The organism is Sporichthya sp., from assembly GCF_013815995.1.
In the GTDB taxonomy this organism is placed as follows: Bacteria; Actinomycetota; Actinomycetes; order Sporichthyales; family Sporichthyaceae; genus Sporichthya.
Genome location: NZ_JACDFE010000187.1, coordinates 1 through 9,149 on the forward strand (window position 1 = coordinate 1; position 9,149 = coordinate 9,149).

Below are 9,149 nucleotides of genomic sequence, written 5' to 3' on the forward strand. Positions count from 1 at the left end.
GACCCGACCAGCGTGCGGGTCGCCGCCGCGCGCTGGAAGCGGCGCAGCCGCCCCGCCGCACCCCGAGCCGGCGAGACCCGGTCCGGCGATACGCCCGCGGCCCCGGACACTCCACCCGACACCTCTCTACGACCGGAGAGTCGCCCCGAGGAACGCCCCGGTGCACGGTCCGAGGGACGATCCGAGGGACGGCTGGAGCCGACCCCGAACAGCCACCGTTCATCGGGCCGACGCCGCAAGGCACGCGCCCCGGTGCACCGGCGCCCGTCCGTGCTGGCCGGTGCGGCGGTCGTGGCCGCTCTCGGGCTCACCGCCATCTGGCTGAACTCCTCCGGGTCCGGATCGGGCACCGCGGTGGTGCCGGCGCTCGCCGGCGTGGCCGAGTACGACGCGGGCCAGGCGCTGAAGGCCAACGGATTGAGCGCCAAGATCACCCGAGAGGTGAATGAAACCGTGCCCGCCGGTGTCGTCCTGTCGCAGTCGCCGGAGGCGGGGGCGCGAATCTCCACCGACCGCGACGTAGAGATCCGGGTGTCCTCCGGTCCACCGGCGGTGCTGGTGGACCCGGCGGACTGGGTGGGCAGGCCGTTCGCCGATGTTGAGTCGGGGCTGGAGAGCCGAGGGTTGAAGGTGCAGGAGCAGCAGGTCAGCGCCGACGGGGCGACGGGTACGGTTACCGACGTCACGCCGCACGGCCCAGTGCCGGTGGGCGACACCGTCGTCGTCAGCGTCGTCGTGGCGCAGCCCCAGGACACCCTGGGCGCCAGCGCCGCGCAGGCAGTGGGCGACGGGTTGCGAGCCGGTACGACCACGGGAAGGAACGGTCAGTGACAGAGCAGGGTCGGCTCCTCGGCGAGCGGTACGAGCTCGGCGAAGTGCTCGGCAGAGGTGGGATGGCCGAGGTCCGCCTCGGTAAGGACATCCGGCTCGGCCGCACCGTCGCAGTGAAGACCCTGCGTTCGGACCTCGCCCTGGACTCCACCTTCCAGCAGCGCTTCCGCAAGGAGGCGCAGTCCGCCGCGTCGCTGAACAACCCGACGATCGTGTCCGTGTACGACACCGGTGAGGACTACGCCGACGGTGTGCCGGTGCCCTACATCGTCATGGAGTACGTGGACGGGCAGACCCTGCGCGAGCTGCTCGCCTCCGGACGCAAGCTTCTTCCCGAGCGCGCGATGGAGATCGTCGCCGGAGTCCTGACCGCCCTGGACTACAGCCACCAGGCCGGCATCGTGCACCGGGACATCAAGCCCGGCAACGTCATGCTGACCCGCTCCGGCACGGTCAAGGTGATGGATTTCGGCATCGCGCGGGCCATCGCCGACGCCTCCGCGACCATGACCGCGACCGCCGCGGTAATCGGCACCGCGCAGTACCTGTCCCCGGAGCAGGCCAAGGGCGAGAAGGTCGACGCCCGCTCCGACCTGTACTCCGCCGGCTGCCTGCTCTACGAACTCCTCACCGGCCAGCCGCCGTTCACGGGCGACTCCCCGGTCTCGGTCGCGTACCAGCACGTGCGGGAGAACCCGAAGGCGCCGTCGTCGGTGGACGCCGCGGTCACGCCGGCGATGGACGCGATCGTGCTCAAGTCGCTCGCGAAGAATCCGGAGAACCGGTACCAGTCGGCGACCGAGATGCGGGAGGACATCGAGCGCGCGCTCGACGGCCGGCCGATCTCCGCCCCGGCGGTCATGACCGACGCGGTCGTCACCGAGCAGATCAACCGCCGGACGGCGACCAGCGCCATGCCGCCCGTCTCGAACGGCGGCGGAGACCGCCGGCGCGGCGGGTTCGGCTGGGTCTTCCTGCTGCTCGCGGTGATCGCGGTCGCGGTGCTCGGCGTGCTCGTCGGCAAGGAGGTGCTCGGCACCAAGTCGGAGAAGGTCGCCGTGCCGCTGGTGCAGGGCCTCACCCAGGAGCAGGCCGAGCAGACCCTCGACGCCCGCGGGCTCAAGGCCGTCGTGACCTTCGAGAACGACCCAAACGTCGGCGAAGGCCGGGTCATCAAGCAGGACCCCGCCGCGCAGACCACCCTGTCCCGGGGCGACAGCGTCAATCTCGTCGTTTCCCAGGGCGAGGTACGCGCAGTCGTGCCCGAGGTGATCGGATTGCCGGTGGCCGATGCCCGCAAGGCGATCAAGGACGCCAACCTCGTCGTGGGCAAGGTGACCCAGCGCAACTCCGACCGCCCGAACGGCGAGGTGCTGGAGACCAACCCGAAGCCCGGCACCAAGCAGAAACTGAACACCCGGGTCGACCTGTTCGTCTCCAACGGCGTCGCACTGGTCCCGGTGCCGAACGTGGTGGGCCTGCCCTACGCCACCGCCTACGCCACCATGACCCAGGCCGGATTCCTGGTGCCGGCGCCCAGCCAGGAGGTCTCGGACCGCTACCCGCCGGGATACGTACTCCGGCAGGTGCCGGAGCCAGGCCAGCAGCTGCCGAAGAACAGCAACGTCACCTTCGTGCTGACCGCGGAGGGCACGGGCACCCAGCCCACACCAGAGCCGACGCCGACGCCTCTCGGTGACCCGACGCCCACCCCGGTCGTCACGCCGGCGCCGGCGGTCGCGTCGCGTCCGGCGGACTGAGCTCGACCCTGGCGAACCAGGTCAGCCGGCCTGCGGCGGGGCGACCGGCGCGAGGCCGGCCGAGCGCGCCACCGCGCCCGGGTCCCCGCAGCGCACCAGCCAGTTCGCCAGCATCCGGTGCCCGCCCTCGGTGAGCACCGACTCCGGGTGGAACTGCACGCCTTCGATGTCGACCCCGTCCGGGAGGCTCCGGTGCCGGGCCGCCATGACGACGCCGGACTCGGTGCGCCCGGTGACCTCCAGGCAGTCCGGCACGGTGGGTGGGTCGATGGCAAGGGAGTGATAGCGAGTCGCGGTGAACGGCGACGGCAGGCCGGCCAGCACACCGACGCCCTCGTGCAGCACCGAGCTGGTCTTGCCGTGCAGCAGTTCGGGGGCGCGGTTCACCGTCGCCCCGAACGCGACGCCGATCGACTGCAGGCCGAGGCACACCCCGAACAGCGGGATCCGCTCCTGCGCGCAGTGCCGCACCATCTCGATGCAGACCCCGGCGGATTCCGGCGTGCCCGGGCCCGGAGAGATCAGCACCCCGTCGAACCCGGCCGCGTCCGCCACGCCCACGACGTCGTTGCGCCGCACGTCGCACTCGGCGTCGAGCTGCTGCAGGTACTGGACCAGGTTGAACACGAAGCTGTCGTAGTTGTCGATGACGAGGATGCGGGCCACCGGCAAAGCCTAGATGCCGGAATTACTGGCCGGCGCCGCCCTCGATCTCGACCTGGTTGAACGGCAGCTTCGGGTCCAGCCACGGGAAGGCGTGCTCGAAGAGCAGGTACACCGCCACCAGGGCCAGCATCAGGCTCAGGGCCAGGCGCACGAACCACGGGCCGGGCAGGTGCCGCCACATCCACACGTACATCGCGTCAGGCCTTCTTGTCGGTGTAGGCCAATTCCTGAGGCTTCGGACCCGGCTTCGGGTAGGCCTCGGTGAGGTGGCCGTACACGATCAGGCGGGTGCTGGAGCCCCAGCGCGGGTTGCAGGTCACCAGGGTGATCAGCTTCTGCTTCGGCTTCACGCCCGGCCGTTCGGGTACCGGCAGGACCACCTCGCCGTAGTTCGGGTCGACCAGCTTCCAGGCCGGGTGGTCCGGGCTCGGGTTCTTCTGCGCGTCGACGACGTAGACGAACCAGTTCGTCTTGGTCTCGACGATCACCTTGTCCCCGGGCTGGATCCGGTCCAGGTACGCGAACGGCTCGCCGTGGGTGGCGCGGTGCGCCGCGACCGCGAAGTTGCCGACCTCGCCAGGCTGCTGGCTCTTCGGGAAGTGCCCGACGCCCTTGGCGAGCTGGTCGAGGTCGACGCCCTCGACGAGGGGCTTCTCCCACTTCTTGCCCAGTCGCTCGATATACATGATCCCGAACGCGCCGTTCTTGATCGGCCGTCCGTCGACCCACGAGGACTTCAGGTTGTCCTTGGCGCTGTCCTGCGCGCGGCCGGCCTGGATGTTGGTCCAGTAGAGCTGGTACACGACCAGCAGCAGCATGATCATGCCGAGCGTGATCATGATCTCGCCCAGAGAGCGGACGGCGACGCGGAAGGGCGACGCCCCCCGTCGTGGGGCGGGTCCCTGCGGCGGCGCCTCGGCCGTCACGGTCACTGCTCGTCCACCTCCGCGTAGCGCAGGTCCACCGATCCCGTATAGGCCGGGACCGTGATCCGTGCGTGCCTTTCCACGTTCCACCCCAGACCATAAGCGTCCACGTACTCGCGGTAGTTCGAAATCGCATTCGACGCAGCTAACGCATTGGACAGGGCGGACACATCGCCGATTGCGGTCACCGCATAGGGCGGCGAGTACACCCGGTCCTGGAGGATCAGGACGTTCCCGACACAGCGGACGGCGCTGGTCGAAACGATCCGCTGGTCCATCAACTCAATCGCGGTGGCGCCTCCGGCCCACAGCGAGTTCACCACCGCCTGCAGGTCCTGCTGGTGCACCACCAGGTCGTCCGGGGTGGGCTGGGGCAGGCCCGGATAGGTGCGGTCGATGGCGCCGGTCGGGGCGTCGTCGAGCGTGACGGTGAGCCCACCGCCGGTCAACGCCGTCAGCCCGGCGGCGCCGGCGATCGCGTCGCCCTCCTTGCGCACCTGCTGCACCTGCGGGTCGTCGGCCTGGACCGCGAGTCGCTCCACCTGGGCGCGCAGCCGGTCGCTGGTCGCGCCGGAGCGGTCGTTGCGTTCCTGCGCGGCCTGGATCAGGTCGATCAACCGGGTGTTCTCGCCGGAGCGCAGGTTCGTCCCGCGGGCCGTTGTGCCCGTGATCGCGAACAGCAGGCCGGCGATCGCCAGCACGACCGGGACCACGAGTCGCCACGGTGAACGCGACGCCGCCCGGACGGTGCGCCCGTCTGCGCCGTCGGAGCCAGCCATGCCGTTACGCTAGCCGACGAAGCAGCACGTCAGATTCCACCGGGAGTGTCCACATGCCGAAGTCGCGGATGCGCAAGAAGGACGGCAAGGTCGCGCCGCAGCAGAAGCCGGTGAACCTGGGCCCGAGCGCGCCCTGGGTGGCGCCGCTGATGCTCGGCCTGTTCCTGTTCGGGTTGATCTGGATCGTCATCTACTACGTGTCGAACGGCGACTATCCGATCGACGCGCTCGACAACTACAACCTGCTGGTCGGCTTCGGCTTCATCACCGGTGGCTTCATCACGTCCACCCAGTGGCGCTAGCCCAAAACGGACGAATCACACGGTTGTAGTTCTCCACAGCCGTTGTCCCCACTGGGGACAACCGGAGCCGGCGGCGCGCTCAGGGTGAATCCGCGCTCGCGCAACTCGTCCTCGAGGTGGTCGGTGTGCAACTGCACCCCGAGCAGCGACACTGCGGTGATGGCGACCATCCCGCCGACCTGCCACACGATCCGGTGGGCCGTCGGCGCGTAGATGAACAGGGCACCGAGCAGGCCCCCGGTGATCAGGCCGCCGACGTGGCCGCGCCAGTCGATATTGGCCACAATGAAGCCGGGCAGCAGCATGATCGTCAGGAAGATGGCCACGCTGGTGGGGTTCGTCCACAGCTGACGGTCCACGATCACCAGGGTGCCGACCAGGCCGAAGACCGCGCCCGAGGCGCCGATCGAGCCGGGGTCGCCGAGGCCCATGAACAGGTAGGACAGCGCCGAGCCGCCGAGCGCGCAGAGCAGGTAGGTGGCCATGAACCGGCTGCGGCCGAGCATCGCCTCAAGCGGCCGGCCGAACAGCCACAGCGCGATCATGTTCATCGCGATGTGCAGCGATTCCTCGTGGGTGAACGCCGCCGTGATCAGCCGGTGCCAGCCGCCCTGGGCCACCCCGTCCCCGTCCTCGCCGAAGGGGTTCAGCGAGAGCTGCAGGAGCAGCTTGTCGGAGCCTTGGACGGCGAAGAAGATCAGGACGTTGACGACGATGATGGAGATCGTGACGACGCCGGTGTCCTGACGGACGGCGGCCCCGGCGACGGTGCGCGGCTCGCGCACACCCTTGTTGCCCTCGTGCACGCACTCCGGGCACTGGAACCCCACCGAGGCCGAGATCATGTCGTCCGGGCAGATGTAGCGGTCGCACCGCCCGCAGCGGACGTAGGTCTCCCGGCCGGGGTGCCGGTAGCAGACCGGGGTCTCGCCGGAGCCGGCGTCGTCAGCCATCTCGTTCAGGGTAAGTCGTCTGAGGCGTCAGGCCTGGCGGCGCTCGACGACGACCTTCTCGATCACGACGTCGGTGCGCGGCCGGTCCCGCTGGCCGGTTTCGGCGGACCCGATGCGCTCCACCACGTCCCGGCTGTCGATGTCGGCGACCTCGCCGAAGATCGTGTGCTTCATCGTCAGCCAGGGGGTCGGCACCACGGTGATGAAGAACTGGGAGCCGTTCGTGCCCGGGCCGGCATTCGCCATCGCGAGCAGGTAGGGGCGGTCGAAGAGCAGCTCGGAGTGGAACTCGTCCTTGAAGGTGTAGCCCGGACCACCCGTGCCGGTGCCGAGCGGGTCCCCGCCCTGGATCATGAAGCCGGCGATGACCCGGTGGAAGATCGTGCCGTCGTACAGCGGCTCGGTGCTCTTCGTCCCGCTGCGGGGGTCGGTCCACTCGCGCACACCCTGGGCCAGCTCGGTGAAGTTCTTCACCGTGGCCGGGGCTTGGTCCGGGAACAGCCGGATCGTGATGTCCCCGAGGGACGTGTGCAGGGTGGCGAACAGCTCCTCGGCCACGGAAACCTCTCGTCGCATGCTTCTCGGACCCAACATCCTGCCACGCGTACCGCCCGTCACAGCCTGCGGGCGGTTGCACCCGAGCGGGCCGGGAAGGATCACTTCCATGAGCACAACCCGGACGAAGGAGATTGCGATGACCCGGCCCTCCGCGCGAGCCGTACGCCGCACTGCGGCCGACCTATCCGACCAGATGGGCCCGCACCTGAGCAACGCCAGGGACACCCTGGTCACTGACGTCCTGCCCAAGATGCGGGCCACCGGCGCCGACCTGGCAGTTCGGGCCGCACCGCACGTGAGCCACGCCAAGGACACGCTCGTCGACGACGTGCTGCCCAAAGTGAAGGCCACCGGCGCTGAGGTCCTGCCCAAGGTCAAGGCGACCGCCCCGAAGGTGAAGGCCACCGGCCTGAACCTGGCGGTACGGGCCGGCTTGATGGAGGCGCCGAAGAAGCGCCACCCGTTCCGCACCGCCGCGGTTGTCGGCGCGCTGGGCGTCGGCGCCTACGCGGCCTGGAACGCCTGGCGGCTCCCGCAGGCAAGTGACGACTGGGCGCACGCCGACGCGGCCGCGGACAAGGTCCGTACGGACCAGCCCGAGGCGACCGTGCCCGTCGTCCCCGCGGACAGCCCTACCGCTTTCTGAGCGCACCCGTCGTTCAGCTGAGCTGAACCCCTGAACGCGTGAGCCCCGGGTCCCCCTGGATCGGGGCTCACGCTCGTTTCAGTTCAGCGCCACTTCCAGTTCATGGTGCTTGGAGTGCATGCCGGTTCTGCAGGTTCCCTAAACGGGACAGGTCGGGACGAAGGTCCTGCGCCGCGGGCTTAACGCGATCTTCGCGTGGACGGTCGGTCCGGCGAGGCAGGGCTGAGCTCGTCGGTGCTGGCCGTTACCGTCGCCACGTGACCCAGACCGGAGGCGTGCCCGAGTCGCTGGACTCGGCCGCGCTGCGCAAGGCACGGGGGGCGTTCTTCACCCCGGCCGCACTCTGCAACTACGTGGTCGAGTGGGCGGTGCGGTGCGGGACGGACCGCGTGCTGGAGCCCAGCTGCGGCGAGGCCGCCTTCCTGCTGCCCGCCGCCGACCGACTGCGCGCCCTCGGCGCCCACGCTCCCGACCTGCACGGGCACGAGTTGCACCGCTCGAGCGCCGAGGCGGCGTTGGCGGCCCTGACCGGGGCCGGACACGACGCCAGGATCAGCGTCGGCGACTTCCTCGCCACGCCCGCAGAGGCCCGGTTCGACGCCGTCATCGGCAACCCGCCCTATGTCCGCTACCAGGACTTCGACGGCCCGGCCCGGGCCGTGGGGCGCCGCGCCGCCCTGAGCGCGGGGGTGTCACTGACCCGGCTGGCCTCGTCCTGGGCGGCGTTCACCGTGCACGCCGCGGCGTTCCTCCGCCCCGGCGGCCGGCTCGGGTTGGTGCTGCCGGCCGAGCTTCTCAGTGTCAACTACGCCGCGGACGTCCGCAGTTTCCTGATGCGCCGGTTCGGTCGGGTCCGGCTCGTCCTGTTCACCGAGCGGGTCTTCCCCGGCGTGATGGCCGAGGTGGTGCTGCTTCTGGCTGAGGGCGAAGGACCGGCCTCGCACTGCGAGCTGCTCCAGGTCCAGGACCTCGAGGAGCTGACCGCCGCCACTGGCGCGGAGAGCACCTGGGCACCGCCGGCCTCGGCGGGGAAGTGGACTGCTGCGCTCCTCCCCGGCGGGGTCCGCGATCTCTACGCCGGCCTCACGGCCGATCCCGCCTTCGGCACGCTGCACGACTGGGGCGAGACGACCCTCGGCGCGGTCACCGGCAACAACCGCTGGTTCGCGCTCAGCCCGCAACGGGTCGCCGAGCTCGGCCTGTCCTCGGGTGACGTCGTCCCGCTGTCCCCGCCGGGCAGCCGGCATCTGCGCGAGCCCGCGTTCACGGCGACGGCCTGGCGCGCGCTCGGTGACGCCGGGGCCCGGACCTGGCTGTTCCGTCCGGCGGAGACGCCGTCCGCGGCGGCGGCCGACTACATCCGCGCCGGCGAACGCGACGGGGTGCCGGGGGCCTACAAGTGCCGGGTCCGCCGGCCGTGGTGGCGGGTGCCGCTCGTCCCCCCGGCCGACCTGTTGCTGACCTATATGAACGCCGACCGACCGCACCTGACCGGCAACCGCGCCCGGGTGCACCATCTGAACAGCGTGCACGGGGTCTATCTGCGCCCGGGGTTGCGCCGGGTCGGCGCCGACCTGCTGCCGCTGGCCGCGCTGAACACCGTCACCCTGATCGGGGCCGAGACGGTCGGGCGCGCCTACGGCGGCGGTCTGCTCAAGCTCGAGCCACGCGAGGCCGATGTGCTGCCGGTGCCCTCGGCCACGCTGCTCGCGGCGGCCGGGCCTGCGC

At 70.5% G+C, this 9,149-nt stretch carries 11 protein-coding genes; 5 read left to right on the plus strand and 6 right to left on the minus strand.

The annotated features are described in order from the left end of the window. Positions 1 to 252: 252 nt before the first annotated feature. Together H0X00_RS18070 and pknB are read left to right on the plus strand one after the other, a co-directional pair. Complete coding sequence (locus H0X00_RS18070; protein ID WP_293773610.1) at positions 253 to 831, plus strand: PASTA domain-containing protein; 579 nt, start codon at positions 253 to 255, stop codon at positions 829 to 831. Beyond that, positions 828 to 2,591 carry a Stk1 family PASTA domain-containing Ser/Thr kinase gene (gene pknB, locus H0X00_RS18075; protein WP_293773611.1) on the plus strand — a complete coding sequence of 588 codons (1,764 nt, stop codon included), beginning with the start codon at positions 828 to 830 and terminating at the stop codon, positions 2,589 to 2,591. The genes H0X00_RS18070 and pknB overlap by 4 nt, the downstream gene beginning before the upstream one ends. Positions 2,592 to 2,612: 21 nt before the next feature. Here the strand turns inward: pknB and H0X00_RS18080 are convergent, their stop codons facing one another. Genes H0X00_RS18080 through H0X00_RS18095 form a run of 4 tightly spaced genes read right to left on the minus strand, consistent with a single transcriptional unit; the run spans position 2,613 to position 4,962 of the window. Next, the gene (locus H0X00_RS18080) at positions 2,613 to 3,263 is read right to left on the minus strand and encodes an aminodeoxychorismate/anthranilate synthase component II (RefSeq protein ID WP_367186684.1); all 651 of its coding nucleotides are present in this window, start codon (positions 3,261 to 3,263) and stop codon (positions 2,613 to 2,615) included. A gap of 16 nt (positions 3,264 to 3,279) precedes the next feature. Further along, a complete protein-coding gene (locus tag H0X00_RS18085; protein WP_293773614.1) occupies positions 3,280 to 3,450 on the minus strand; it encodes a hypothetical protein in 171 nt (56 codons plus the stop codon). A 4-nt stretch (positions 3,451 to 3,454) separates the two neighbouring features. Then, the gene (locus H0X00_RS18090; RefSeq protein WP_293773616.1) at positions 3,455 to 4,189 is read right to left on the minus strand and encodes a class E sortase; all 735 of its coding nucleotides are present in this window, start codon (positions 4,187 to 4,189) and stop codon (positions 3,455 to 3,457) included. After that, positions 4,186 to 4,962: a DUF881 domain-containing protein gene (locus tag H0X00_RS18095; RefSeq protein ID WP_293773618.1), complete on the minus strand. Its 777-nt coding sequence runs from the start codon at positions 4,960 to 4,962 to the stop codon at positions 4,186 to 4,188. The genes H0X00_RS18090 and H0X00_RS18095 overlap by 4 nt, the downstream gene beginning before the upstream one ends. A gap of 53 nt (positions 4,963 to 5,015) precedes the next feature. On the opposite strand from H0X00_RS18095, the gene H0X00_RS18100 reads away from it, so the two are divergent. Then, positions 5,016 to 5,264, plus strand: coding sequence for a cell division protein CrgA (locus H0X00_RS18100; RefSeq protein WP_293773621.1), 249 nt, complete (start codon positions 5,016 to 5,018; stop codon positions 5,262 to 5,264). Here H0X00_RS18100 and H0X00_RS18105 read toward each other — a convergent pair. Further along, complete coding sequence (locus tag H0X00_RS18105) at positions 5,261 to 6,217, minus strand: rhomboid family intramembrane serine protease (RefSeq protein WP_293773622.1); 957 nt, start codon at positions 6,215 to 6,217, stop codon at positions 5,261 to 5,263. The two genes, H0X00_RS18100 and H0X00_RS18105, sit on opposite strands and share 4 nt — an antisense overlap. 27 nt (positions 6,218 to 6,244) lie before the next feature. Further along, entirely contained in the window at positions 6,245 to 6,775 is a 531-nt protein-coding gene (locus H0X00_RS18110) for a peptidylprolyl isomerase (protein ID WP_293773624.1), read from the minus strand. A gap of 106 nt (positions 6,776 to 6,881) precedes the next feature. Between H0X00_RS18110 and H0X00_RS18115 the strand changes: the two genes are divergently transcribed. Next, a complete protein-coding gene (locus tag H0X00_RS18115; protein ID WP_293773626.1) occupies positions 6,882 to 7,421 on the plus strand; it encodes a hypothetical protein in 540 nt (179 codons plus the stop codon). Between the two features lie 257 nt (positions 7,422 to 7,678). Next, positions 7,679 to 9,149: N-6 DNA methylase (locus H0X00_RS18120; RefSeq protein WP_293773628.1), on the plus strand; the 1,471-nt coding region annotated here is incomplete at its 3' end.